Source organism: Psychrobacter sp. CX18, assembly GCF_057396215.1.
On the sequence record NZ_JBXYJH010000015.1, the window covers coordinates 20,500 to 45,262 of the forward strand.

At 41.3% G+C, this 24,763-nt stretch carries 21 protein-coding genes and 1 riboswitch; of the genes, 8 read left to right on the forward strand and 13 right to left on the reverse strand.

Annotated elements, in window-relative coordinates; genetic code table 11:
- The first annotated feature begins 383 nt into the window (after positions 1 to 383).
- Positions 384 to 1,403 carry an ABC transporter substrate-binding protein gene (locus tag AC2SLT_RS11695; RefSeq protein ID WP_486547832.1) on the forward strand — a complete coding sequence of 340 codons (1,020 nt, stop codon included), beginning with the start codon at positions 384 to 386 and terminating at the stop codon, positions 1,401 to 1,403.
- Between the two features lie 162 nt (positions 1,404 to 1,565).
- Here AC2SLT_RS11695 and AC2SLT_RS11700 read toward each other — a convergent pair whose 3' ends face one another.
- Positions 1,566 to 1,706, reverse strand: a complete 141-nt coding sequence (locus tag AC2SLT_RS11700) for a hypothetical protein (protein WP_486547833.1) — start codon at positions 1,704 to 1,706, stop codon at positions 1,566 to 1,568.
- Between the two features lie 514 nt (positions 1,707 to 2,220).
- Between AC2SLT_RS11700 and AC2SLT_RS11705 the strand changes: the two genes are divergently transcribed.
- Both AC2SLT_RS11705 and AC2SLT_RS11710 read left to right on the forward strand, forming a co-directional pair.
- Positions 2,221 to 3,120 (forward strand): ABC transporter permease, encoded by a 900-nt coding sequence (locus AC2SLT_RS11705; RefSeq protein ID WP_486547834.1) that lies wholly within the window; start codon positions 2,221 to 2,223, stop codon positions 3,118 to 3,120.
- 63 nt (positions 3,121 to 3,183) lie between these two features.
- A complete protein-coding gene (locus AC2SLT_RS11710) occupies positions 3,184 to 3,978 on the forward strand; it encodes an ABC transporter ATP-binding protein (RefSeq protein WP_486547835.1) in 795 nt (264 codons plus the stop codon).
- Positions 3,979 to 4,104: 126 nt separating this feature from the next.
- On the opposite strand, the gene AC2SLT_RS11715 is transcribed toward AC2SLT_RS11710, so the two are convergent.
- The 7 genes from AC2SLT_RS11715 to AC2SLT_RS11745 all read right to left on the reverse strand — a co-directional run bounded on the left by AC2SLT_RS11715 (position 4,105) and on the right by AC2SLT_RS11745 (position 11,833).
- Positions 4,105 to 5,376, reverse strand: a complete 1,272-nt coding sequence (locus tag AC2SLT_RS11715) for a saccharopine dehydrogenase family protein (RefSeq protein ID WP_486547836.1) — start codon at positions 5,374 to 5,376, stop codon at positions 4,105 to 4,107.
- Positions 5,377 to 5,871: 495 nt separating this feature from the next.
- Positions 5,872 to 7,038: a carboxynorspermidine decarboxylase gene (locus AC2SLT_RS11720; protein ID WP_486547837.1), complete on the reverse strand. Its 1,167-nt coding sequence runs from the start codon at positions 7,036 to 7,038 to the stop codon at positions 5,872 to 5,874.
- Positions 7,039 to 7,100: 62 nt separating this feature from the next.
- The gene (locus tag AC2SLT_RS11725; protein ID WP_486547838.1) at positions 7,101 to 7,616 is read right to left on the reverse strand and encodes a septum formation family protein; all 516 of its coding nucleotides are present in this window, start codon (positions 7,614 to 7,616) and stop codon (positions 7,101 to 7,103) included.
- A gap of 207 nt (positions 7,617 to 7,823) precedes the next feature.
- A complete protein-coding gene (locus AC2SLT_RS11730; RefSeq protein WP_486547839.1) occupies positions 7,824 to 9,080 on the reverse strand; it encodes a vWA domain-containing protein in 1,257 nt (418 codons plus the stop codon).
- A 90-nt stretch (positions 9,081 to 9,170) separates the two neighbouring features.
- A complete protein-coding gene (locus AC2SLT_RS11735; protein ID WP_486547840.1) occupies positions 9,171 to 10,058 on the reverse strand; it encodes an AAA family ATPase in 888 nt (295 codons plus the stop codon).
- 582 nt (positions 10,059 to 10,640) lie between these two features.
- Positions 10,641 to 11,225, reverse strand: a complete 585-nt coding sequence (locus AC2SLT_RS11740; RefSeq protein WP_486547841.1) for a hypothetical protein — start codon at positions 11,223 to 11,225, stop codon at positions 10,641 to 10,643.
- 287 nt (positions 11,226 to 11,512) lie between these two features.
- Positions 11,513 to 11,833 (reverse strand): YcgL domain-containing protein, encoded by a 321-nt coding sequence (locus AC2SLT_RS11745; protein WP_486547842.1) that lies wholly within the window; start codon positions 11,831 to 11,833, stop codon positions 11,513 to 11,515.
- A 367-nt stretch (positions 11,834 to 12,200) separates the two neighbouring features.
- Positions 12,201 to 12,372: riboswitch (glycine riboswitch) on the forward strand.
- 488 nt (positions 12,373 to 12,860) lie between these two features.
- Here AC2SLT_RS11745 and gcvT point away from each other — a divergent pair.
- From gcvT to AC2SLT_RS11770, 5 genes are all read left to right on the forward strand, one after another.
- Positions 12,861 to 14,006 carry a glycine cleavage system aminomethyltransferase GcvT gene (gene gcvT / locus AC2SLT_RS11750; protein ID WP_486547843.1) on the forward strand — a complete coding sequence of 382 codons (1,146 nt, stop codon included), beginning with the start codon at positions 12,861 to 12,863 and terminating at the stop codon, positions 14,004 to 14,006.
- A 179-nt stretch (positions 14,007 to 14,185) separates the two neighbouring features.
- Positions 14,186 to 14,566 carry a glycine cleavage system protein GcvH gene (gcvH, locus tag AC2SLT_RS11755; protein ID WP_486547844.1) on the forward strand — a complete coding sequence of 127 codons (381 nt, stop codon included), beginning with the start codon at positions 14,186 to 14,188 and terminating at the stop codon, positions 14,564 to 14,566.
- Between the two features lie 224 nt (positions 14,567 to 14,790).
- Positions 14,791 to 15,609, forward strand: coding sequence for a nitroreductase family protein (locus AC2SLT_RS11760; RefSeq protein WP_486547845.1), 819 nt, complete (start codon positions 14,791 to 14,793; stop codon positions 15,607 to 15,609).
- A 339-nt stretch (positions 15,610 to 15,948) separates the two neighbouring features.
- A complete protein-coding gene (gcvP, locus tag AC2SLT_RS11765) occupies positions 15,949 to 18,840 on the forward strand; it encodes an aminomethyl-transferring glycine dehydrogenase (protein ID WP_486547846.1) in 2,892 nt (963 codons plus the stop codon).
- 193 nt (positions 18,841 to 19,033) lie between these two features.
- Positions 19,034 to 19,711 carry an esterase/lipase family protein gene (locus AC2SLT_RS11770; protein ID WP_486547847.1) on the forward strand — a complete coding sequence of 226 codons (678 nt, stop codon included), beginning with the start codon at positions 19,034 to 19,036 and terminating at the stop codon, positions 19,709 to 19,711.
- Between the two features lie 2 nt (positions 19,712 to 19,713).
- On the opposite strand, the gene AC2SLT_RS11775 is transcribed toward AC2SLT_RS11770, so the two are convergent.
- The 5 genes from AC2SLT_RS11775 to AC2SLT_RS11795 all read right to left on the reverse strand — a co-directional run bounded on the left by AC2SLT_RS11775 (position 19,714) and on the right by AC2SLT_RS11795 (position 24,247).
- Positions 19,714 to 19,839, reverse strand: coding sequence for a hypothetical protein (locus AC2SLT_RS11775; RefSeq protein ID WP_486547848.1), 126 nt, complete (start codon positions 19,837 to 19,839; stop codon positions 19,714 to 19,716).
- 126 nt (positions 19,840 to 19,965) lie between these two features.
- Positions 19,966 to 21,315, reverse strand: a complete 1,350-nt coding sequence (locus AC2SLT_RS11780; protein ID WP_486547849.1) for a ribonuclease D — start codon at positions 21,313 to 21,315, stop codon at positions 19,966 to 19,968.
- A gap of 106 nt (positions 21,316 to 21,421) precedes the next feature.
- Positions 21,422 to 22,009 (reverse strand): recombination mediator RecR, encoded by a 588-nt coding sequence (recR, locus tag AC2SLT_RS11785; RefSeq protein ID WP_486547850.1) that lies wholly within the window; start codon positions 22,007 to 22,009, stop codon positions 21,422 to 21,424.
- Positions 22,010 to 22,247: 238 nt separating this feature from the next.
- Positions 22,248 to 22,583, reverse strand: a complete 336-nt coding sequence (locus AC2SLT_RS11790; protein ID WP_486547885.1) for a YbaB/EbfC family nucleoid-associated protein — start codon at positions 22,581 to 22,583, stop codon at positions 22,248 to 22,250.
- Positions 22,584 to 23,062: 479 nt separating this feature from the next.
- Positions 23,063 to 24,247 carry an O-succinylhomoserine sulfhydrylase gene (locus tag AC2SLT_RS11795; protein ID WP_486547886.1) on the reverse strand — a complete coding sequence of 395 codons (1,185 nt, stop codon included), beginning with the start codon at positions 24,245 to 24,247 and terminating at the stop codon, positions 23,063 to 23,065.
- Between the last annotated feature and the right edge of the window lie 516 nt (positions 24,248 to 24,763).

The following is a 24,763-nucleotide window of genomic DNA, read 5'->3' on the forward strand; positions in this document are numbered from 1 at the left end:
GGACACGCCCTAAACTTTTTATAGGGGATATCTGAAAATACCTTTATAATGGTGGTGTTGATCAAATATAAGCCGATGTTAATTAACATCGGCTTTTTTTAGTTAGCATCTTTTTTTATTTCACAGTTATGTTACATTATAGTCAAATTCCCTTATAAATGTTACAAGGCAATCGATCTCAGTGAATACTGTGGTTAGGATAGCACCCTACAGCTGTGACACTTTAAGAGAATTAAGAGAATAGTATTCCATAGTTTTGTTTTACATTGTTCATTTTAAGTGAGTAACCGCTAATGCAGTCAGATTCATCATCATTATTAAATCTCTTTCAGCCATCTAACCTATTAGCCTCAAAATTCAACAAAAAAAGAATTTGGCGCTGTATGATTGCATTAAGCATGAGTGTCGGTATTGCGACGGTTACTGGCTGTACAGATAAACCTGACACACAAAGTGCGGGTGGTACTGCACCGACTAAAGAAGCCAAAACAGTAGCGGTAACACAAATTGTAGAGCATCCTTCTTTAGATGAGATCCGCCGCGGCATGACTGAGCAGTTGGCACAAGATGGCTATGTCAAAGGACAAAATCTTACGATTAATTTTCAAAGTGCGCAAGGCAATACGGCGACTGCTGGACAAATTGCCAAACAGTTTGCGGGTGATATGCCGGATGCTATCGTAGCCATTTCAACCCCTTCTGCACAAACTGTCGTTGCATCTACGACCACTATCCCTGTTATCTATACCGCTATTTCTGACCCCGTCGCTGCTAAGCTTATTACGGCTAATAACGTCCCAACTCAATCCAATGTCACCGGCTTATCAAGTCAATTACCGATTGAGCCCCCTTTGGACTTAATTCAAAAAATTGTACCAGATGCCAAGACTATCGGTTATGTTTACAGCCCAGGAGAGGCCAATTCCGTTGCCGTATTAAAGCAATTGCAAGCCGCGGCACCTGCACGTGGGCTTAAAATACTTGATGTGGCTGCCAATCGCCCAAATGATGTGGCAATGGCAACCCGTAGCTTACAAGGTCGAGCGGATGTTATTTACACCTCACTTGATAATAACGTCATTACCGCATTTGAAGCCATGGCCAGTGCCGCAAATGAGATGGATATACCCGTCATTACGTCAGATGAGTTTAGTGTACGCCGCGGTGCTACTGCTGCCCTTGGTGTCAATGATTATGACTTTGGTCGTGTCACCGGAAAAATGGTATATCGCGTGTTAAATGGTGAAGCCATCACCGATATAAAACCAGAAATAATGAACGAATTAACGCTATACGTCAGTCCAAAGCATGCCAAAGAACAAGGCGTCACACTGGATAAAAGCCTGATAGCGGATGGTATCAATGTGGATGAGACAAAACCTAGTAACCAAGCTGCGAAGTAACAACCAAGCTTTTTAATAACACCAAGCTTTGAAGACAACAGGCGAGATTAACTATTCGAGTCTATTTCATAATGACAGTACTCAATAAACGCTTATAAACGGAAAGTTATAAGTTTTTCATGCCGCCACTGTTGGTCAAATTGCAATACTAAATTGGAGTGGCTATCCTGACGTCATCGATGCCATAGCCACCCCATCATTACAATCTGTAGAAGTCTTAATCAATACGAAACTCATTGTATTCTCATCGGTTACAGACTCAGTAGAAGCCAGGCTTGTAACGAGCTGAGAGGGTTCAGACACTAAAATTACTGGCGCTTCAGATGCCCTACCCTTGTATCCTCAAATTTAGTTAATGCAACAGATTACTTTGGGTTTAAAAAGTTGGTTACGTTTATAGTCCAGAAGAGGTAAACCCTACTGGCGTTCTTTGTAATTTTAAATTAGGTCCATAAGGCGTGTGGGACATTCGACCATGGTACGGGCTTAGACTATTTTTGAATGTTCAACCGACCTTAACTTGAGTGCAGAGTTATATTGTACCTCGTTCTCAACTTATGAAAACTCATTGTAGGTTGGTGCTTTTAGCCCAGAATATTAAAACCTTTAATCAAAAATGCTGGGCTAAAGCCACAGCCTACGTTAAGAGTTGAGAATGGGGTATATTCTGTAAAATTCATTTTGGCTTACAACACTTAGTTAGCTCAATATATCATTCGTTATTAGTTTTTAGGGATTAACTATTAGCACTGAACGACTCATTGGGTTAACTAAGTTATATGCTGCGTAAGTCAAACCATTGTGGTGTTTATCCATTATGTCTATCATCGCTTTTTTTGGTGCCCTTGAAAGTGGTCTCATCTATGCCTTAGTGGCTTTAGGCGTCCTTATTTCATTTAGAACGTTAGATTTTCCAGACTTAACGGCTGATGGTAGCTTTCCTTTAGGAGGAGCAATCGCCGGTGTCTCTATTGTCTCTGGCATAGATCCTTGGATAGCCTGCGGTCTAGGCATGCTCGCTGGTGCAGTCGCTGGCATGGTCACTGCTTGGCTACATGTCAAATTAGGCATATTACAACTGCTTGCCAGTATTTTGGTGATGGTAGCTTTATACTCAGTCAATCTTCGCATCATGGGTGCACCAAACCTTCCACTACTTGGTGAAAACACTGTATTTAGTACGCTAGTGACCAATGAGAATGGCTATTGGATGCGCTGTCTCATTATTGGCGGTGTCGTCATTCTCGCTAAGTTATTTTTGGACTGGTTCTTTAGTACTGAATCAGGATTGTCCATGCGTGCTACCGGTTCTAACCTTAAAATGGCTCAAGCTCAAGGCATCAACACCTCTATTATGACTGTGGTTGGTATGGCAATATCTAATGCGCTGATCGCATTGGGAGGTGCGTTATTTGTACAGACCCAAGGCAGTGCAGATATCTCAATTGGTATTGGTACAATTGTCATTGGTTTAGCCGCTGTTATTATTGGTGAGACCATTACTCCTGCCAAACGTATCTGGTTAATTACCTTTGCTGTGATATTAGGGGCTTTGATCTATAAGTTATTTATTCAAGTGGCACTGTCGAGTGATATGCTAAGAAGTATTGGCTTTGGCTCACAAGATTTAAATTTAATTACTGCGTTACTGGTAGTGATAGCCCTACAGTTACCATCGATAAAATCTAAATTATTATCTGGTCATCGAACGTCGTAAATAACGACTGTCAGTTTATTAAAACTTATTTGGAATAAGCTGGAATAAAAAGGATATCAGTTTATGATGCAAGCCAATGACCTTCGATTGACTTTTAATCGAGGCACACCTATTGAGAATCCTGCTTTACGTGGCATCAGCCTAAATATTGCAGAGGGCGAGTTTGTCACCGTTATTGGTACCAATGGTGCGGGCAAGTCTACCTTCTTAAATGCCGTCAGCGGTACTATCCGAGTTGATAGTGGCTCTATATTACTTAATGGTATTGATGTCACTAAAAAGAATGCTCATCAAAGAGCGCATTGGGTTGCCCGTGTTTTCCAAGACCCTATGGCCGGCACTTGTGAAGCATTAACGATTGAAGAAAACTTAGCACTGGCTTATAAACGGGGTGAAAAACGTGGTTTAAAATTCGCGCTTAATAACAGCAACCGTGACTTATTTCGAGAGAAGCTGTCTATCTTAAAGCTTGGTCTTGAAAATCGCTTATCTGATAGAATGGGACTATTATCTGGCGGTCAACGTCAAGCCGTCAGTCTTCTAATGGCATCTTTACAACCGTCAAAGATATTATTGCTTGATGAGCATACCGCTGCTTTAGATCCAAAAACAGCCTCGTTTGTGTTAGAACTAACAGATAAGATTGTGACAGAGAATAATTTGACAACGATGATGGTCACCCACTCAATGCAGCAAGCATTAGCGCATGGCGACCGAACGGTTATGTTGCATCAAGGTCAAGTAGTGCTTGATGTTTCAGGTAATGAGCGTCAAGGTATGACGGTCCATGACTTACTTGATATGTTTGAACAAACCCGTGGGGAGAAAGTCGAAGATGACAGTTTGATATTAAGTTAACATGGGTTTGCTAAGATATAGTCATAGCCAGACTATAGTTGTTTTGGTAAGAAATAGTATAAAGCTCTAAATCAAAAAGCCTAACTGAATTCAGTTAGGCTTTTTTGTATAACTTAAGACTAAGTATTAAAGTTCAAACTCTAAAGGACGGTCACCTTCACTGTCTTGAATACGGGTCGGCAAGCCAATATCGTTTAGCAAGTTAATAAAAGGTCTGACGTCGAGCTCTTCAACGTTTGCCATGTGGCCTACATCCCACTCGCCAGTCGCGATAAGCATCGCCGCGGCAACCGGTGGCACGCCAGCGGTGTACGAAATACCTTGGCTGCCCACTTCATTATAAGCGTCTTTATGATCAGAAACGTTATAGATAAAGACTTCGCTATCTACGCCGTTAATTTTACCTTTAACCTTATCACCGATACAGGTTTTGCCCGTGTAGTCTGGCGCCAATGAGCTTGGGTCTGGTAAAACTGCTTTAATGACTTTAAGAGGCACGACTTCTTGACCTTCTGCGGTAGTGACTGGTTGCTCTGATAGCAGTCCTAGGTTTTGAAGTACGGTAAAGACATTGATGTAGTGCTCACCAAAGCCCATCCAAAAGCGAATATTCGGTACATCAAGGTTAGCTGATAATGAATGAATTTCATCATGGCCGCTAAGATAGCTGTTTTGCTCACCAACAACAGGTAGGTCGTCGGTGCGCTTCACTTCAAACATTTTGTTCGATTGCCATTGACTGTTTTGCCAAGAGTAAACGGTTCCGGTAAACTCACGAAAGTTAATCTCTGGGTCAAAGTTGGTGGCAAAATATTTGCCATGACTGCCGGCATTAATATCGATAATGTCAATATCGGTCACAGTGCCTTTATCCATCATGTCATAGCCGACACGCGCATACGCATTGACCACGCCAGGATCGAAGCCTGCACCTAAAATGGCAGTGATATTGTTATCAGCACAGCGCTCTTTACGTTTCCACTCATAGTTACCATACCAAGGCGGTGTTTCACAAATTTTGCGTGGATCTTCGTGAATTGCCGTATCGATATACGCAGCGCCTGTATTAATACACGCTTCAAGCACTGTCATATTGACGAATGCTGAACCGACATTGATAACGATTTGTACGCCGGTGTGTTTGATTAATTGAGCGACAGCGTCTGAATCCATCGCATCCACGGTATGAGTATGCAATACAGCCTCTTGCTTAAAGCTGCCTTTTTCTACAATACTGGCGGCAATGGCATCGCACTTAGCCTTGGTACGTGACGCGATATGCAACTCCCCCAACACGTCGTTATTCATAGCGCATTTGTGGGCAACCACTTGGGCAACACCGCCGGCACCGATGATTAAAACATCTCGTTTAGGGTTTTGAGTGTGAGTAGTAGTCAATCTGGAAATCCTCCTTAGTGGGTCAACCTATCTAAATCGATTACCATCTAGGTTATGAGTTGACGCCGTGAATGATGTGCGTGAATTAAAAAGGAAGAATTAGGAAAACCCACGCACCCGAAATATTAAATTTACTAGACATTGATCTATCGTTGTTAGATTAAAATAGAATTTGGCAAAATCATAAAACCTACTATTTGTAGGGTTAGATTAGTTGCATCTGTAATTGCCTTCTTCGATAGATAAATGTCTAGATTTGATATACTTAATGAATCAAATAAATTCAAAGGGCAGCATTATAGTGATTTATGACTGATTTTGCGACTGAATTTTATTGATCAAACTTAACTATTAACCGTCTAAGATGCTATTTTAGCAAGATTACTCTTAAATATTGGCTACTTTAAAATCAATACCATCATATATAAGAGCATTCATAGGTTATTTAAGCTCTAATGACATATAAGGGGTTAAGCTTATGATGTGCTATCCGGCTTAGGACAAGCTGGCTTTAAAATCATGATAACCAAACGTTTTTTGTACCTTTAACTCGCCATTTTCATCACAGATGACAATAGAGGGCATTGCCACGCCATTAAACCAGTTTTTTTTAACCATGGTATATCCTGCCGCATTGCCAAATGCAACAGTATCGCCGATGCTCAAGGAACTCTCTAATGCATACTCTCCAAATATATCTCCAGCTAAGCAAGACTTACCATAAATAATCGTACTAGATTCACTCTCTTTTGAGGTGATATTGCAGTTTTGTTTATTAATCTGAACTAATGGTGCAGTCTCTCGATATATTAATAAATCGAGCATGTGAGCTTCAATCGAGGCATCAACTACGGCAAGTGGCTTCCCATTATGTAAGGTATCGACCACCGTCGTCACAAGCTTAGCGGCATTATGAATACAGGCTTCACCAGGTTCTAAATATATTTGGACGCCATATTCGTCACTGAAGGCTTTTAGTCGATTTGCCAACTTCTCCAATGGATACTCTAGGGCAATGAAATGAATGCCGCCGCCAAGACTGACCCATTCAAGCTCATAAAAAATATCGCCAAACTTACTTTCAATATCATCAAGGCTGGCACTAAAGGCCTCGAAGCTGTCATTTTCACAATTATTATGAATCATAACACCTGTAATCTCGGAGATGATAGGTTTGATTTTATCGATATCATGCTCCCCTAGACGGCTAAAGGGACGCGCTGGATCGGCAATGATGAAAGACGAATTACTGGTTTTTGGATTAATGCGTAATCCGACAGGAACACCTTGTGTTTTGGCCTTGTCTTTAAAAGCATGGAGCTGATTAAATGAGTTAAAGATAATCTTATCGGCGTAAGATAACACCTCATCGATCTCATCGGCACTATAGGCAACACTATAAGCATGAGTCTCTTTCTTTTCACGGCTACCGTCAGCTTTAATCCAATCTCCAAATTCTTCTTTTCCTAAACGTACCTCATTAAGCGAGGAGGAGGTTGTGCCATGCAAGTAAGGCTTCATCTCATCAAACACGCCCCAAGTCGCAAAACATTTGAGCGCCAACAGTGCTTTTGCGCCTGATAAGTCGCACAAACGCTTAACGATTTCTAAGTTTTGCTGTAAATCGGCGATATCAATTTGATAATAAGGGGTTTTTAGCATATTTCTTCCTAAAACAAACAAAGGACAAAAGTCTATTAATTATCTACGGTAACTCACCCATTTTACTCTTTAATGGCTTTTAAGGAGCGATTTAGCTTCTCAGCATCAGGGTGAAACGCATAACAGATCACTTCCCTATCTCCATCTTGCCAGCTATCAACGGTTGGTGTCAGTACCGACATTTCATAATAGGATTTTTGATAAGGACGTCCAATATAGCCTTTAAATTTATCCTCACAAATATCAAGCATAGTATTTAATAAGCTGTCTGTCTCAACATACGCTTTGGCGTCTGGTAAGTTGAATTTATAATATACTTCGTTATCATGCGGTGACTTACAATCAATAATCGGAAAATTATTAGCCGCTATATTATCCTTATCATCTTTAATGGTATCTTCTTCACTAGGATCGTCAAAACACATGCCAACGTGCATTGAACTTGCTTCATTTCCAGTCATTTCCTGCTGAGACTGTTCGTGAGAGCATCCACTGAGCCACAATGTACCTATCAAAACAGACGTTAGCAGTCCGACTGAAACGCTTTGCGTGCGAGCTTTACACTTTTTCAATACCATTACTCCACTTTTGGACCACTCGATATGATCAAACCTAACCCAATACTATGCAGAATTTAATAGAATCAATCTTAATGACCTATCATTGGCTATCATTGGCGGTCACTGGATGTCATCGCCTGAAATACAGAATCTTAACGTGTTTATTGTCTGTGATTTAATTTATTTGGTTAAACGAGCTTGTCTTAGTCTTTCATAGCTACTTAGCTACCTTGCCAAATATTCAGTCATCTCTTCCACACCATGCAATGTCATCGGATACATATGACCTTCCATTAATTTTTCAATCTCACCTATGGTATGAGTATAGTGCCAGTGAGCCTGCTCTTCTGGATTAAGCCATGCTACTTTATCAAAGTGGTCAAGCACACGTTTGAGCCATACGACTCCAGCCTCTGCGTTCATATACTCGACACTGCCCCCAATAGAAAATAACTCATACGGTGACATCGAAGCATCACCGACAAATATCACTCGATACTCTCGGCCATATTTCTGCAATAGCTCCATCGTCGGGGTACGTTCTGAGTGTCGACGTTGGTTGTTTTTCCACACATAGTCATATAGACAGTTATGAAAATAAAAGAACTCTAACGTTTTAAATTCATTTTTAGCGGCAGAAAATAACTTTTCCAATGCTTCAATGTGCATATCCATACTACCGCCAATATCAAACAGCATTAAAACTTTCACCCGGTTACGGCGTTCAGGCTGCATATGAATATCAAGCACCCCCTTGTTGGCCGTTCGCTTGATCGTCTCTTTGATATCAAGCTCATCCGCGCTACCGGTACGCGCAAACTGACGCAAGTTACGAAGTGCCATTTGTAATTGGCGAGTACCCAGCTGCCTGTCATCGTCTAAATCACGATACTTACGCTGTTCCCATACTTTGACCGCACTGCGTTTACGCGATTCACCGCCAACGCGCACTCCTTCAGGGTGATCGCCATAGGCTCCAAAAGGTGACGTACCACCAGTGCCGACCCATTTACTGCCCCCTTGATGTCGCTCTTTTTGCTCTTTTAAACGTTCCTCTAGGGCTTTCATAAGCGCTTCAAGCGAGCCATATTTTTTTAACAATCGGCGTTGTTCTTCAGTTAAGTTTTTGGGATCAAGCTTTAAGTCTAGCCACTCTTTAGGAATATCGGTCAGCTTCGCCATTAGCTCATCAATATCTAAGCTATCTACACCATCAAAGTAGTCTGCCATGGCTCGGTCAAACTTATCAAAATGTCGCTCGTCCTTGATCATGCAAAGCTTTATAAGGCGATACATATCGTCACGACTGGCAAAAGTCCATAAGTCTTCCTTGTCCCCAGCATCATCAAGGTCATCATTCGATAACTCAGGATGTGGCTGACGCATTAATCCCTTATCGAGCGCGGCATTTAAATCCAGTAGCTCACGTGTGCTTACTGGTATGCCATAAGCCCGTAGCGTATAGAATAGTTTTACAAACATAATCGCCTTACCCTCAAACCTACACCAAAATACGACGTCTCATTCATTATTTACTATCTAAAGTAGTCCAAAGTAGATAATAGACTAGAATTAACGACGCATCATATTGGCAAAACGCTGTAATAATGTAATATCAGCCTCATTTTTAAGCAAAGCGCCATATAAAGGCGGTATTGACTTCTCACCACGTAAGTTCTCCTCCAATTCTTGCTGCGCCATATCATCAGCCAAAAGCAGCGTCAACCAATCCACTAATTCTGAAGTCGAAGGTGGTTTTTTTAAACCTTGAATATTACGCAGTTTATAAAATATGTCTAACGCATCATTGACAAGCTTTTGTTGAATATTAGGGAAATGCACATCGACAATCTGGCGCATCGTCTGTTCATCAGGGAAATCAATGTAGTGGAAGAAGCAACGACGTAGAAAAGCATCGGGCAACTCTTTTTCATTATTTGAGGTAATGATCACCACCGGACGTTGTTCGGCTTTAATGGTCTCCCCCGTTTCATAGACATAAAATGACATTTGATCTAATTCATGCAGCAAATCATTCGGAAATTCGATATCGGCTTTATCAATTTCATCAATCAACAGCACACTACGCTCTTTTGAAGTAAACGCTTCCCATAGCTTTCCCGGCTTAATATAGTTATTAATATCATAAACTTTATCATCACCCAACTGTGAATCGCGCAGGCGTGATACCGCATCATATTCGTATAAGCCCTGCTCAGCTTTCGTTGTCGATTTAATATGCCAGGTAATCAAAGGCATACCCAAACTTTGAGCAACTTCTTCAGCGAGTAAGGTCTTACCTGTCCCCGGCTCGCCTTTAATCAACAAAGGCTTTTGAAGGGTAATAGCGGCATTGACTGCCAATTGCAAATCATCAGTCGCAATATAACTTTGGGTACCAGAAAACGTAGTATTCTGAGTCGTTAGATCTGTGGGTTGATCATTTATATTTTGAGTCATAAGGGGGTTCTCTTCGAGTAAATTAAAATTGAAATGATGCTCAATATATTTTTAATTATTTAGTACTAGCTCACTAACTGTTCGTTAAATAGCTGTTTGTTAAATAGCTGGTTACTCACTAACTCATTTTTAAATAAAAGGTTACTCTCTAACAAGCTTTATGCCCTAAAATCTAATTCACTAAATCCTTATCACACAAATTCTGTGACATAAGACGTTATGGGGTAAACTTTGTGATATAAGAGTATTGCTTGGTGTTGAGTGGGTCTTCAAGAAAATAGAAATCCTGTTAATTGAGGTGACCCGAGCATTGATAATTTATAGGGACAGGACTTAAGCATAGATAGCATAGGTAATTTTTATTATTCTTTTGTAGTTTTTTGACTCCATCATGTTTTGAATCGAGCATCGACGTTGTCTTAAACGTCAAAATTACCTTAAATGACTTTAATATGAATATTTTGAATTTAATTGACACTTTATACTAGTCGACACCTGATGATAATTGACATCTATATATTAAAAAATATTAATAAACATTAACCTAGTTAAGGATTACTTCGAGTATATAAAACCTACTATCTATGAATCATTATGTTTAGAGGTAGGTACTGGTTTTTTAGTCTTAATTAACTGATGCTCATTAGCTTCATCATTACTGTCTATTAAGTCGATATAATTTGCAGAAGCCAACTGGAGGTTTGATTTTTCATCCTTAATAGCTTGTTGACGTGAACGTTCTGCATTAGATTCAATTAGATTTCTAATCATCTGCCATATAAAGCCCAATACCAGTCCTAATCCAAAAACGACCAATATAGGCAGTAAGCTTCGCAAGGCGGTACCAGGTTCTTTCATCAAAATACCATAAACCACACCAATAATTGCTGGGGCAATATCACCAGAGTTACCCGCTGCAGTGCTTGGTGTCAATAGTATGGCAAAAACAGCAAGCCAACTCATTCCTCCAATTGGGCGAGGAAGTATTCTGACAATAAACAACCACAGCAATAGAACAATAATTGAAAATCCCACATAGGCATAAATAGGCAGCATATCTGGTGGCACATCTGCCACAAGATGACTCCACCAAATCGTAATCCGACTAGCGGATTCGCTGATGGCATCCATCGGTAATTTAGAAATAATATTGCGTAACCAGTCCATGCAATGCTCAGTCTATAAATTAATTAAGGTTAAAAATCTAACTACTCTAGCAGATTTGGTCAATAACAAAATAACTATTAATCAACCTTAGCAACTTTATCCATATTTCTATTGCTACAGTAATATCAATAGCCGCCTAGTTGTATATAAAAATACTTTTCAAGAATACAGTTTGAACAACACTCATTTTAACATGACTTTAGGGTCTAATGAACATTAGTATCGATGCAAAAATCGATAGTGAGGATTAAGATATTGATAAAAGTGTATTAATACAGCAACGAAAGTCAGTCATATTTCTTATCTTGAGAGTCTTTCATGCGAGCCTGCGCTTGTGCCAACAATACATCTGAAGGCGGGGCTTGAACAAAATAGCCTTGTGACTTTAGCTTTTCAATAACCTCATCTTTATCTACTCGCGCTAATTTCTTAGTCTCTGATAAGTCCAAATGCATTAAAAACTTGCTCTCGCCTAAGCTTTGACGTAATTCTTTAGGCAATACCCCAAGCCAATCTTTAATCTCATCGGTATCATTCGGATAATCTGGACGGGCTATATAAACATACATTTCACTATGCTTTGGGAATTTATAGATATCGCAGTGCATTACATCGGCTCTTTATTAGTTAGTGAATAAAAATGGTTAGTGAATAAAAATTATTTAAAATTGATTAAAAGATTGCTGAGGAAGTTTCTTTGAATGACTTAAAATTAATAGTGATTCATAAGTGAATAAATCTTTAAGTTAAATTCTAATCTCATCAATACTGATATTTTTTTCCTTTATTATTTACCTTTTGTACCCCTTTATAATACCCTAATATCTTTATAGTATGACTTTTCATGATTAAAAAAATAATAAACTCAATACATACCGTTACTATTATACGTAACCGTTTTTTTAACGATTATTAAGATTAAATGAGTCTCATAAACTTATCTCTTGTAAAAAAAGCGAACACCTTTCATAATAAGGGCGTTTTTCAGGAGAGCACAGTATCTTTTTTCGTCACATATTTGTTTTAAATTATGATTACATTAACTAATCATATTAATTAACTTGAATATATGTTGCGACAAGTATGGCTGTCACCGAAGGCGTAAGCACCCTGCCAATCGCTCAGGTAACCGGACTGAATAACTCATTTACTTGCCGCCTATTGATGTAGGATCGGTTAAAAGTAGGATTGATGTCATCGCGAATTAAACATCTTTTTACGCGTTTTCATCGTAATGACAAATCTGGAGAGTGGTACATACAGGCGTTTGAAACGAACGACTAAGACAATAACCTATCTAGTCAATAAAGCATATTTTTTATAACTAGCGTTTAGTTGTCATTACTCGTCGTTAATAGACCTATGAAAATGTACCCACCGAAGGGGAAAAGACATCTTATTATTGTATTTTAATTAATGTAAACTCTATAGTACTGATGTCGAAAATCTCAGGTAACAGGACAGATGGGGCAAATAAGTTAATCGAGACATCTTATCAGTGTAACTGAACAAGAGCGAAACAACATCGCTTTGGTTTTATTGATAAAATGGACTTTGTAACTTATTTGCCCCTTTTTTGTTCCGCACTATTTATAACTAATCGATTTGTTAACTATTCGATCTTAAGGATTTGTCATGACAACATTGCAACGCACCCCTTTTTATCAGTCTCACCTCGATAATAATGGTAAATTGGTTGATTTCTCTGGATGGGAACTCCCTATTCATTATGGGTCACAGATTGATGAACATGAAGCGGTACGTACTGATGCCGGTATGTTTGACGTGTCGCATATGGTCGTCACTGACGTTAAAGGTAGTGACGCCAAAGCATGGCTGCAGAAACTATTGGCCAATGACGTCGCTAAGCTAAAAACTGTTGGTAAAGCGTTATATTCAGGTATGCTTAATGAAGATGGCGGTGTTATCGATGACCTAATCGTTTATTTAACCAATGAAGATGAAACGACATATCGCATTGTGTCCAACGCTGCAACGCGTGACAAAGACTTAGCGAACTTCAATAAAGTAGCCGAAGGGTTTGATGTGACGTTAACCGAACGTCCTGAACTTGCTATGCTAGCGGTACAAGGTCCAAATGCGATTGAAAAGCTTAAGCAAGCCAAGCCAAATTGGGCAGATACTTTAGATGGGTTAAAACCTTTTGTGGGTGCTGACCTAACAGATGTAGAAGGTGAGAACTGGTTTGTCGCTCGCACAGGATATACCGGTGAAGATGGCGTTGAAGTGATATTGCATGGTGATGACGCCAATTCCTTTTTTGCTTTATTGCTAGATAAAGGTATCAAACCAGCTGGTCTTGGCGCTCGTGATACGCTACGTATGGAAGCGGGCATGAACTTATACGGCCATGATATGGATGAAACCACTAGCCCTTATGAGTGTAACATGGGATGGACGTTGGCCCTAAAAGATGATCGGGACTTCGTTGGTCGTGAGGCAATGACGGCAAAGCGTCAACAGGCGAAAGACAATGGTACGGCGATGAAGCAAGTGGGATTATTATTAGAGTCTCGCGGTGTACTTCGTGAAGGTATGACCGTAATGATCAATCAAGGGTCTGATAACGAACAAACGGGTATTATTACCAGTGGTACCTTCTCCCCTACTCTAAAACAATCTATTGCGATTGCCCGTATTCCAGCTTCAGTTAGTGATGACGATACCGTAGAAGTTGATCTACGCGGTAAAGGTAAATACGTGGCAGTACGTGTTTTAAAACTGCCTTTCGTCCGTAATGGTAAAAAGCAGTTTGCTTAACCAAATTTAAGAGCTTGTATAAAACGAACATTAATAAAATTTCATGACTAAAACATGACTAAAAAATAGCCCCTGACTTTGCTATAGTGAGTCCGTCATTTAAACTTAACCCGATAGTTTTGATGCCGTAGTTTTAGAGTTTCCCCCTAGCCAAACCACTACCTTTTTTGGAGAATAGTATGAGTAATGTACCAAGCGAACTAAAATATGTTGCCAGCCATGAGTGGTTACGTTTAGAAGATGACGGTACTATCACGGTCGGTATTACAGACCATGCCCAAGAAGCCCTTGGAGATATCGTTTATGTCGAGCTTCCTGATGTCGGTGATACTGTTGCTGTCGATGATGAAGTGGCGGTTGTTGAATCTGTAAAAGCGGCTTCAGATGTCTATGCCCCTATCACAGGTGAAGTTGTTGAAATCAACGAAGCGCTTGAAGATGATCCAGAAGTCATCAATACCGATCCTTATGGTGACGGCTGGATGTATCGTATTAAGCCTGACAATGTCGACGATTATGAGGCCTTATTGAGCGCTGAAGAGTATCAAGCAGAGCTATAATCTCTCTAATGGTTTTAAGCTATCTAATTGATACTTAACAGCTGAATACTTTAAAGACTGAATAATTTTAAAGATGTATTGCGAGCGTTATGTCATGGATGGGGTGACGCTCACTATTCACAAATTGGCGACTTAGGTGTGTTAAGCATGCCTATTTAGTACATCCATGACTATATGGAGACATCTTAAACTCAACACTTAACGGACACTTAGGGATATTTGTTATGTCTACTCAGCCTCAAAATAGTACACCCAGCAACTTTCAAAACCATGATAATCAGAATGACAATCAGCATCATAATAAGCGCAAAAAAAACGCTACTCAGCCATCAGCACCCCATTTAGCAGCATTTACTGAAGTGGTGGAATCTCGCCGCTCAGTAAGGAAGTTTACTGATACGCCGATACCAGATGACGTTTTGGCAGATTGTTTGCGGTTGGCAATGCTTGCGCCAAACTCTAGTAACTTGCAACCTTGGGAATTTTACATTATTGACACCCCAAGTATCCGTCAACAGGCAAATCGTATTTGTATGAATCAAAATGGTGCTAAAACGGCAAATAAATTGATTGCTGTTGTGGCACGTACGGATACATGGAAACAGCATGCAAAACAAAATCTTGATGAGTTTCCACACTCGCCTGTTCCCGAAAAGGTTAAAAAATACTACAGCCAGATAGTTCCTCTTGACTTCTTACGTGGTCCAGCTGGCATTATCTCTATTGCCAAGCGTGGGCTCACTAAAGCGGTACGACAGTTTAAAGGCCCCGTTAAAACGCCTTATTATACCTTTGAAGATATTAAAAACTGGGCGACAAACAATACGGCGTTAGCAGCAGAGAACTTAATGCTCGCCCTACGTGCACATGGTTTTGACAGCTGCCCAATGGGTGGGTTTGATGAACCTGCACTCAAAAAACTATTAAATCTATCGCCGGATCACCATGTCGTTATGATTATCGGTGCCGGTGAGCGTGCTGAAAGAGGCATCTATAGTGATCAGTATAGATTTGATTATGATCAGTTTGTCAAACACGTATAACCCAAAGCAGTATTGGCAACGTCTTGTTATATAGGCAACTTGCAAGGTCTATATCTTGCAATGCCTAACAGCAAAACCTAATGTCAAAACCTAAATATGAATCAATACCGCTATTAAGCTATGAACCAATACCGCTATTAAGCAATGCCACTACTATGAGTACTGTCAACCGCGTCAATAATTCCAATTACTTTAAGTAAGTAACATAATTAAGTACTGTAAGTAAGTACGATAATTAAGCACGATAATTAAGCACTATAAATAAGTACCATAACTATCGTTAACGTTTGCCTTCCTGCAAACCTCAGCCCCTCGTTATATTGAATATTAAGGACTGCAATGACTTCACCAACTAACTCTAACTTATCATTTGACAGTTTATTTGATGATGCCCGCTTTGTATCCAGACATCTTGGTTCGGGTGCTAATGATCAACAAGCCATGCTAAAAGCAGTGGGCTATGATGACATGGACAGCTTTATTGCAGATACTGTGCCTGAAGCGATCCGTATGAACCGTGCGCTTGATTTACCGCCAGCTATGAGCGAGCATAATGCGTTAGCCAAGCTACGTACTATGGCGGATAACATAACCGTCAACAAAAGCTATATCGGTCAAGGCTACTCTCCTGTGCGCATGCCTGCCGTCATTCAGCGAAATGTGTTGGAAAATCCAGGTTGGTACACCGCTTACACGCCTTATCAAGCAGAGATATCACAAGGTCGTCTTGAAGCCTTGTTAAACTTCCAGCAAGTTTGTATTGATTTGACCGGCCTTGAGATGGCAGGTGCGTCGTTACTTGATGAAGCCACAGCGGCGGCGGAAGGTATGGCAATGGCCAAGCGCGTTAGCAAAAGCAAATCCAACCAGTTTTTCGTCGATGAGCGTATTTATCCGCAGACTCTAGACGTGATTAAAACCCGTGCTAAATACTTTGGCTGGGAGGTTGTGGTCGGTGATTTTGAAACCGCTAAATCAGGTGACTTCTTTGGGGCGATCTTCCAATATGTTGGCCGTGAAGGCGATGTGGTAGATTTAACCGAGGTGATTGCTGCTGTTAAAGAAAATAAAACCTATGCGTTGGTAGTCAGTGATATCATGAGCTTGGTACTCCTTAAGTCACCTGCGGATATGGGTGCAGATGTGGCATTAGGTAGTACCCAGCGCTTCGGTATTCCAATGGGCTTTGGTGGACCACACGCAGCCTACTTTGCCTTTACTGATAAAGCAAAACGCTCAGCGCCTGGTCGCATCATTGGTGTATCCAAGGACGCTCAAGGCAATGTCGCCTTACGTATGGCGCTACAAACTCGTGAACAGCATATTCGCCGTGAAAAAGCCAATTCAAATATTTGTACCTCGCAAGTTTTACTTGCCAACCTAGCAGGTATGTATGCGGTCTACCATGGTCCAGAGGGTCTAAAGCGTATCGCAACTCGTATTCATGCGATGGCAACGGCATTTAGTAACGCCATTAAGTCTGCAAACAATGAGTTAAAGGTGGTTCACGACAATATCTTTGATACGGTATTGGTTGACTGTGGCTCAGAGAAGCTGGCATCACAGATTTTCGAAAATGCGGACAATGTTGGCTACAACTTATGGCGTGAAGGCGACACTAAACTATCTGTCTCTTTTTCAGAGACCAGTGACGCGGCTGATTTTGAAGTATTAACTCAGTTGTTTAATAACAAAGCGCAGTCGCTTTCACATGACGCTGAAATGTCCCTTGATGCAGCAGTCCTGCGTACAGATGATATTCTGACTCATCCTGTCTTTAATTCGCATCATACTGAACACGAGATGCTGCGTTACTTGAAAAAGCTTGAAGACAAAGATTTGGCGATGAACCGCAGTATGATTTCACTGGGCAGCTGTACCATGAAGCTTAATGCCACCAGTGAGATGTTGCCGATTACTTGGAATGAGTTTGCCAATGTGCATCCTTTTGCCCCGCAAGATCAAGTGACCGGTTATCTGGCGATGATTGAAAGCTTACAAGAGCAATTAAAAGCAATCACTGGCTTTGATGATATCTCTATGCAGCCAAACTCTGGCGCTTCTGGTGAATACGCTGGGCTTCTTGCCATTCGCCGTTATCACGAATCACTGGGACAGTCTAATCGCACTGTCTGTCTGATTCCAAAATCAGCGCACGGTACTAACCCTGCGACGGCACAAATGATGGGAATGCAAGTGGTGGTGGTCAATACCGATGAAAACGGTAACGTTGACATGGCTGACTTAAAAGCCAAATGTGTAGAACACAGTGATAACCTTGGCGCCCTAATGATCACTTACCCATCGACACATGGTGTGTTTGAGCCCGGTATCCGTGATATGTGTCAGCTTATCCATGATCATGGTGGACAAGTCTATATGGATGGTGCCAACATGAATGCTCAAGTTGGTATTATGCAGCCTGCTGAAGTGGGTGCTGACGTTCTGCATATGAACCTGCATAAAACCTTCTGTATTCCACATGGTGGTGGTGGTCCTGGCATGGGGCCTATCGGGATGAAGTCGCATCTTGCGCCCTTTAAAGCCAACCACAGTGTGACTCCGGTATTCAATGCGCCAAAAGATACCACAGCGGTTTCTGCAGCGCCTTATGGTTCAGCCAGTATCTTACCTATCTCATGGATGTACATCACTATGATGGGCCGTGATGGTCTGCTTGCAGCCACTAAGACTGCGTTATTAAATGCAAACTATGTTGCCAGCCAGCTTAAAGATGACTACCCGATTCTGTATACAGGTAAAAACGGCCGTGTGGCTCACGAGTGTATTATCGACATTCGTCCTTTGAAAGAAGAAACTGGTATTAGTGAGGCGGATATCGCCAAGCGCTTAATGGATTATGGTTTCCATGCGCCTACGATGAGCTTCCCTGTTGCTGGCACGCTAATGATTGAGCCTACTGAGTCAGAAGCTAAGCATGAGCTTGATCGCTTTATCTCAGCGCTAAAGTCAATTAGACAAGAAGCGATGAAAGTGAAAGCGGGTACAGACGGCTGGACAGTGGATGATAACCCATTAGTAAACGCACCGCATACTGCCTTTGTTATCACAGGTTCTGACTGGTCACATCCCTACAGTCGCGATACTGCAGCATTCCCATTAGACTATATCCGTGAACACAAATTCTGGCCATCTGTAGGCCGAATTGATGATGTGTATGGCGATAAAAACTTAATGTGTAGTTGCCCAAGTATCGAAAACTATATGTAATCTATTATCTAACCTGACAATAGCACTGTTAAACACCTCCGAATGAAAAGTTTGGAGGTGTTTTTTTTTGATGGTTTTTAAATTACATTTATGCTAATGACGTTTATTGATGCTAATACCGTACCGCTTTAGTTTAGATACAACTATAGTGTATGATAATCAATTATTTCATTAGTAAGACAGGATAACCCGCGTGTCAAATTCATCCCCCAATCCCCGCCCCTTCGTCGTATTAATTCATGGTCTGCATCAAACGGGATGGATCATGACGTTAATGGCCAAAGCGTTTAAAAAGAATGGCTTTGAGACGCACCTGCATAACTATCATAGTCTGCGGGACAGTATCGATCTGCACAGTGATAGCTTAAATAAGTGGTTAACGGACAATCATAATCCTGAGGTGCCGATTAACCTTGTCGGGCATAGCTTAGGGGGTCTGGTTATTCGTGATTTTATCGCCAGATTTCCTCAATGGAAAATCGGACGTTGTGTCACACTAGGCACGCCCCACGCCGGTAGCGTCACGGCAAACTATGCCAAAAAGCTCGCAGCGCCTTTAATCGGTAATGCGTTTGAAAATGCGTTAGATGGTCAGACTGCGCCTTTAAAAGAGGAGATTAGCTTAGGCGTTATAGCCGGCAATTCGCCTTATGGCTTAGGGCAACTGGTCTTAAACTACCACAAGACAAAATCAAAATTACCCGATAATAAAGGTGAGCACGACGGCTCAGTGTATGTGTATGAAACCTATCTACCTGCTGCAAAGGATCATATCGTGTTGCCTGTGTCACACACGGGTATGTTAGTCAATAAAGAGGTGGCTCAGCAGGCGATTTACTTTTTAAATCATGGAAAGTTTAAAAGAGATTGAGTTTAAACCTCAATGATAGTGTGACTATAAACACGTAGGGTGACATAGCCCTGATTGAAGCGGATATACTGCTTGGCTGAGTAAGATGCAGGGGCTTGCTCATAGGTGGCTCGCGAAGCAAGAGACACTAATGAGCCTAGCCATCTGCCTTACTCAGTCAAGGAGATAGCAGCGAAAAGCAGGAATAGCTCCAAATTTATGAACTATAAAAAGAGCAATAAAAAGCGCATTACAACCCTTTCTACGTACTGACTTTAGTCTTCATCTTGCGCCTGCATGCCTTGCTGTAAAGCGACCTTATGAGACTCAATCAACGGAATAAGTGTCTGCATCACCCACTGATTACGCCAGCCTTTTAAGCCTTCTGGCAACGTCTCAATAGGCAGATCATAGGCGACCATTTCATACAATTGGGTCAGCCATTTTTTGCGCATCAGCACATTCGCAGGCACGCCCGTTTTTGATTCATAGGCTTTAACCGCTTGATTCACAGCTTTTGAAACCGTCTTATCCTTTGAGCGATAAGGGGGCAATATACGCCCAGGCTGCTCCGCAACCGGTAACTGTCGCGCCTGATTAATCACAGCGAGTAACTCTTCCCCATATAACCGCGCTATACTGCGATGAATGGTGGTCTTTTGTGTCAGCTGTTTCATCGTCGTTGGCAACTCAACCACCACATCTCGCACGGCTTGTTTTTTTAAGATAAAGGTTTTAGGCTGGTTAGTCGCTCTCGCTAACGCTTCACGCCAGCTTGATACGGCTTGCAATACTGCCAGCTGCTCACCCGTATAGCGGAAATCTGCCATCGCTAAATAGGTGGCATCATCTTCGATATTGGCGGACTCAAATAGCTCTTTGGTATAGAGCTGACAGTCCTCTACCACCTTGTCTAGTAAGTTCTTTTTTTGCAGTTGTTGTTGCAAAATATCATATAGCGCTAACAGGTAACGCACATCATCGATGGCATAACTTTCTTGATCATGAGTCAAAGGTCGGGCCAGCCAGTCTGATTGACTCTCGCCCTTTTCAACCCGAATATCAAGCTGCTGACCCAAGGCTTGCTGATAGCCCATCTGTAGTTGACCGGTGAGATAAGATAAAGCAATCTGAGTATCAAACACATTGGTTAACGCCGGACTTTCTGATAGCAGGTAGAATATCCCCAAATCTTCGCCGCAAGCATGCCAAATCATAGTGGGCATATCCTCTAATACGACCCAAAACTCCGTAAGGTCAAGCTTAGGCGCATCAATTAAGTATATCGTCTCCCCTGTATTTATTTGAATCAATGCTAAAATAGGGAAATAGGTATTGCGTTTAATAAACTCAGTATCTAATGCAATTCGCTCATGGTTTTCCAAATCATCAAGGCACTTCTCTAACGAATCAAAGTCAGTTACCCATTTGACAGGTAATTTTTCCGCTAACTCAAGTTGTGTCTTGATGACATTAACATCGAGCAATTGACTGGGGTCATTAATAGTGGCTGTTTTGGGTTCTTTGGCACTTTTATCATCTAAAGGAGACGATGTTTGGTTTGCTGTGCTTTGAGGGTTAGAAGCGCTTTGAGATTGAAAAGACTGGGTTGCTTGATTTGACATATAAGTTTGCTCTGACTGAGTCAACGGTTTTGTTTTTTTATAGGTTCGAAGATTAGGTTATTAAAGAAGGTTGGATTATTAAAGAAGTTTAGGTTACTAAAATAGCTTACGAGCGATTTTGTAGAGCTTGCGATAAGGTCATACTGTCTAAGTATTCGAGCTCTCCGCCCATTGGTATCCCTTGCGCGATACGGGTCACCTTACCCACATGACGACGTACGGCTTCACTTATAAAATGAGCCGTGGTTTGCCCTTCTACCGTGGTGCTGGTGGCTAGAATAATTTCTTCAACTGGCGTTGTTTTGACCAGATTGACCAGCTGATCTATATTCAGATCATCGGCATTGATACCATCTAAAGGCGACAAATGTCCGCCCAATACAAAATAGCGACCCCTATAACCTGCGGTTTGCTCTATCGCCATGACATCAGCAGCCGTTTCAACCACGCATAACACACTATCATCACGCCGAGGGTCAAGACAGATCGGACATATTTCGTGGTCGCTAAACGAGTGACATTGACGACATTCGATAATATCGTGCATGGCAACATCTAGCGCTTGAGCCAATGCTGCACCTTGTGGCCGTTTACCATTAAGCAAGTGCAATGCCATACGTTGAGCCGTTTTTTGACCAACACCGGGTAGTACACGCAGCTGCTTAACCAAATTATCAAATTTTTCGGTTAACAATCAATCACCTTTTTAAATTTTAACTCATTCAATTTAACTCAGCTTCAATTAAGCTTTTCACAATAATAGACAACTCTATAATAGAGAACTCTATTAAAGGTAACGTAATAATAGACGACACTATAAAAAATGGGGCGTAATTTAAATATTACCACCCCATTCTACACTTAATCTAATATAACAACCTATCTTCGTATCACTATTTAACTAGCTGTTCAAAAGCTAGCCAAACAGTTAGTTAACCGAACAAACCTTGCATACCTGGTGGTAGACCCATGCCGCTGGTGGCATTTGCTAGCGTGGTTTCAGATAACTCATCCGCCTTGGTCACAGCAGCGTTAATAGCGGCAGCGATTAAGTCTTCAATCATATCCGGCTCATCTTCTAACAAGCTTGGGTCAATGGTAAGACGCTTGACCACATGACGGCCAGTCATCGTGACCTTTACCAAACCATTACCCGCTTCAGCTTGAACTTCTTTATCAGCAAGCTCTTTTTTTGCCTTTTCAACATTGGCTTCAACTTGCTTTTGCATGGTTTGTGCTTGTTGCATCAATGCTTGAATATTCATAATACCCTCTTTAAATTATCGATGAATTAAATTTTGACTAATCTTGACTAATAGATTGGTTAAATAAAAATTTTGTTAAATAACAGTGTTGTAAAATAAAGGGATGAGACCTGCGTCTTATATCCCTGTAAAATGTGTGATCGTTTTAGGCTTAAAAGTATCAATAACGATAGTGTTAGTGTCACATTATACTGATAAGCGGACAAGCTGTCTAAGGACTTATGGTTTAGCTGTGTGTCACAACGCCAGCCTTCAGTTTAATAAGGATGCTTTTCAATAAACCGCTTTCGATAAGTTATTTTTTACAAATAGGACTTACGCAGTAGCGACTATTTCAGCTAGTTACAGGCGACTGGGGATTATTTATAGCGCCTCTGGAACCACTGAACAGCCAGCGCATATAAATGATTACAAGTCGCCACCCTATTTAGATTTTGCGTAAGTCCTAATAAAGTGTGTGAACCCATTACAGTTGTGACCCATTATCCCAGACTGTCTAACCCTCGAGCCAAGTCTTTTATAATATCATCCACATCTTCTAAGCCAACAGAGAGTCGAATCAACGCATCCGTCACCCCTGCTTCAGCTCTGGCTTCTGCTGAAATTCTAAAATGAGTCGTCGTCGCGGGATGAGTGACGGTGGTTTTTGCATCGCCTAAGTTGTTGGTAATAGACACCATCTTTGTATTATCGATAACATGCCACGCAGCAGACTGCATACTATGCTCGCCGACCGCTTTGACTTCAAAGCCCATAATAGCACCATAACAGTTTGCACGGTGATGTTGTTTTTTAACCAACTCATGCATCGGGTGGCTTTTTAAACCTGAAAAATGCACCTTCTCTACATTAGGATGAGCCTCCAAAAACGCTGCAATTTTGTTGGCATTATCGCAGTGCGCTTGCATACGTAAATTGAGGGTTTCAAGCCCTTTAACAAACACCCAGGCATTAAATGGACTCATGCTGATACCACAAGATCTTACCACGACGAATGCTTGTTGCATGAGCTCCTCACTTCCGACCAAGGCACCGCCTAAGACGCGTCCTTGACCATCAATATACTTAGTCGCAGAGTGTACGACCACATCCGCGCCAAACTCGAGTGGGCGCTGAATGGCAGGGGTGGCAAAGCAGTTGTCCACCGCAAAGATGGCATTATGAGCATGCGCAATGTCACTAATGGCTTTTAAATCTGCAATTTGCCCTAAAGGATTGCTTGGTGTCTCACAAAAAAACAATTTCGTATTAGCCTGAACTGCATTGGCCCAGGCGTCATTATCAAAGCAATCCACATAAGTAATACTCACCCCAAACTTACCCATGAAGTTATTAAACAAACCTACTGAAGATCCAAAAAGCTGTTTGGCGGCGACAATATGATCGCCCTGTTTTAAATAAGCCAAACACATGGTGATGATTGCACCCATGCCTGACGCGGTCGCTACAGCCCGTGTGCCCCCTTCTAAAGCCGCCAAACGACGCTCAAAGGTACGTACTGTCGGATTGGTATGACGCGAATAGACATTGCCGGTTTTTTGCCCATTGAAGTGGGCGGCAGCATCAGCGGCAGAGTCATAGACATATGAGCTTGTGGTAAATATTGGCTCACCATGCTCACCTTCATCCGTCCGATGTTGACCCGCTCGCACTGCCATGGTTTGCATTGCATAATCGAGACTTAAATCGAGCGCATCATCAGACCAGTTTTTGTCTAGTTGGTTATCTACTTGATTGTTGTCTATAGCGCTACTCGTAGGTTTTGAATCAGAGTTATGGGTATCAGTATGGGTTTGTGAGGTGTTTGTCATAGTTTTTCAGCTAATAAGTCTTAGGGGTTAAAAGTAGGTTTTAGTCATTAATAAATGATATACGATATAAAATACGCTATTTTAACAATAAATTAATGATTTATTTGATTTTAATTAGGGTCTGTATAACAAGATAACAAGATTTAGCCTTTTTGACTCATTTAAACGCCATAGGACTTACTCAAATATAACAAGTATCTAAGCTTTGATCGGCAACTGACGGTTATTTATTAGACGGTTATTTATTAAGGATTTATTTATAGTCAAAGAATTCTAAAATGGTTACAAGGCAACCGAGTGCAAGTAGCAACGAATGCGGCATAAGTCCTACGCAAGAGTATCTATCGAGAATACGGCCTAACCTTTTAATCG

What these genes read in the sequence shown, in the direction of transcription:
- AC2SLT_RS11720 (WP_486547837.1), bottom strand. Translation starts at nt 7,038, where the DNA reads ATGCTAAAAACCCCTTATTATCAAATTGATATCGCCGATTTACAGCAA.
- AC2SLT_RS11740 (WP_486547841.1), bottom strand. Translation starts at nt 11,225, where the DNA reads ATGGACTGGTTACGCAATATTATTTCTAAATTACCGATGGATGCCATC.
- AC2SLT_RS11760 (WP_486547845.1), top strand. Translation starts at nt 14,791, where the DNA reads ATGTCTACTCAGCCTCAAAATAGTACACCCAGCAACTTTCAAAACCAT.
- AC2SLT_RS11795 (WP_486547886.1), bottom strand. Translation starts at nt 24,247, where the DNA reads ATGCAAACCATGGCAGTGCGAGCGGGTCAACATCGGACGGATGAAGGT.
- gcvP (WP_486547846.1), top strand. Translation starts at nt 15,949, where the DNA reads ATGACTTCACCAACTAACTCTAACTTATCATTTGACAGTTTATTTGAT.
- AC2SLT_RS11735 (WP_486547840.1), bottom strand. Translation starts at nt 10,058, where the DNA reads ATGACTCAAAATATAAATGATCAACCCACAGATCTAACGACTCAGAAT.
- AC2SLT_RS11695 (WP_486547832.1), top strand. Translation starts at nt 384, where the DNA reads ATGATTGCATTAAGCATGAGTGTCGGTATTGCGACGGTTACTGGCTGT.
- AC2SLT_RS11725 (WP_486547838.1), bottom strand. Translation starts at nt 7,616, where the DNA reads ATGGTATTGAAAAAGTGTAAAGCTCGCACGCAAAGCGTTTCAGTCGGA.
- AC2SLT_RS11780 (WP_486547849.1), bottom strand. Translation starts at nt 21,315, where the DNA reads ATGTCAAATCAAGCAACCCAGTCTTTTCAATCTCAAAGCGCTTCTAAC.
- gcvT (WP_486547843.1), top strand. Translation starts at nt 12,861, where the DNA reads ATGACAACATTGCAACGCACCCCTTTTTATCAGTCTCACCTCGATAAT.
- AC2SLT_RS11745 (WP_486547842.1), bottom strand. Translation starts at nt 11,833, where the DNA reads ATGCACTGCGATATCTATAAATTCCCAAAGCATAGTGAAATGTATGTT.
- AC2SLT_RS11710 (WP_486547835.1), top strand. Translation starts at nt 3,184, where the DNA reads ATGATGCAAGCCAATGACCTTCGATTGACTTTTAATCGAGGCACACCT.
- AC2SLT_RS11730 (WP_486547839.1), bottom strand. Translation starts at nt 9,080, where the DNA reads ATGTTTGTAAAACTATTCTATACGCTACGGGCTTATGGCATACCAGTA.
- AC2SLT_RS11705 (WP_486547834.1), top strand. Translation starts at nt 2,221, where the DNA reads ATGTCTATCATCGCTTTTTTTGGTGCCCTTGAAAGTGGTCTCATCTAT.
- gcvH (WP_486547844.1), top strand. Translation starts at nt 14,186, where the DNA reads ATGAGTAATGTACCAAGCGAACTAAAATATGTTGCCAGCCATGAGTGG.